Source organism: Tychonema sp. LEGE 06208, from assembly GCF_015207505.1.
Taxonomy (GTDB): Bacteria; Cyanobacteriota; Cyanobacteriia; order Cyanobacteriales; family Microcoleaceae; genus Microcoleus.
On the sequence record NZ_JADEWT010000229.1, the window covers coordinates 1 to 1,201 of the forward strand.

2 protein-coding genes are annotated in these 1,201 nt (G+C 46.9%); both read right to left on the minus strand.

The features are described 5' to 3' along the window. Positions 1-9: 9 nt before the first annotated feature. Positions 10-270 (minus strand): transposase, encoded by a 261-nt coding sequence (locus IQ263_RS28055; protein WP_194071291.1) that lies wholly within the window; start codon positions 268-270, stop codon positions 10-12. A 264-nt stretch (positions 271-534) separates the two neighbouring features. Then, complete coding sequence (locus IQ263_RS28060; protein ID WP_194071292.1) at positions 535-1,125, minus strand: ISAs1 family transposase; 591 nt, start codon at positions 1,123-1,125, stop codon at positions 535-537. Between the last annotated feature and the right edge of the window lie 76 nt (positions 1,126-1,201).

The following is a 1,201-nucleotide window of genomic DNA, read 5'->3' on the forward strand; positions in this document are numbered from 1 at the left end:
AAGTCAGGGCTATTTCATTCTGAATAGGGTTTTGAGGAATTCAAGGCCAAATCCTGCCTGACGTTGAGCTTGAGCCATATTAGTTTCCCCCTGCTCCCGATAGAGATTGAGGGCCAAATTACGGGCGAGGGCAAACAGGTTAGGCAGTGGCTGGACACGAATCCGGGAAGCATCCTCGCCTTGTGTGACATCCCGCACATAATGAACCTTATTTTCAACGTGCCAGTAATTGCGAATGCGTTGAGCAAATTGTTCGACGGTTTCGTTCAAGGAACTGATGTAATAGCGGGTCTGCTTTTTCTTAACGATCAGATGCTGTCATGAAGAGCAAATGCCGATAACTGGTGACGCGAATAATCGTCGTTAATCCCTCCCAGTCGGCCATGCCGGGTAAATCAGCTAATGTCTGCCACAGACTAACACTCCGTCGTTCCACTCGACCATGGGCTGTTTCAACGCTATGGCAATGGGATTCGGATTTAAATAGGGCTTTAATAGCCTTCAAAAAGTTGCCGTGATTGCCTTTAATAGCGGCTAAATAATGATTTTTTGAAGTGATGATTTGCTCACAAGTTTTTTTTGGGTATTGAGTGCATCAAAAGCAAAGACTACACCGCGTTCGGCTAATGCTTTGAGCACTGGCGGCAGCGCCTTGATTTCATTGCTTTTACAGTCCACAGGTTGAATCGGCAAAATCAGTCCTCGCTCCACCACATAGACCGTGACTAACTGAATAGCCGGATGAGATTCTGTCGTGCTTGCCGGCGTATCGAGGTTGTACGAACCACGCAACACTTTACCATCCATCGCAATCGTTTCCCCAGCCAACGGCTCGATCACAAAAAAGTCGGCTAAGCAATGGCTATAGGCTTCATAATCAATATTTAATAATACACGTCGAATCGTGCTGTAGGATGGCAATCGTGATTTGGCTGGACTAAATAACTCAAGTAATTCACGACGGTAGCCTTTGAGCCAATCACTGATTGATAAAAAGCCCCGACATCCGGCACTGATCGCCAATGTAAATAGTGCTATACATAGCGCTTGGTCATGTCGTCGCCCCGCACCACGTCGGGCATCGGGCAATCCAGAAAACGCCGCAACAATCGCTAAACTACTCATACTTAACAATCACATAACCAAGGACATCCCCAGCCTACAAGCAATCTCACGCTTTGTCCAGAATGAAATAGCCCTG

What these genes read in the sequence shown, in the direction of transcription:
- IQ263_RS28060 (WP_194071292.1), bottom strand. Translation starts at nt 1,125, where the DNA reads ATGAGTAGTTTAGCGATTGTTGCGGCGTTTTCTGGATTGCCCGATGCC.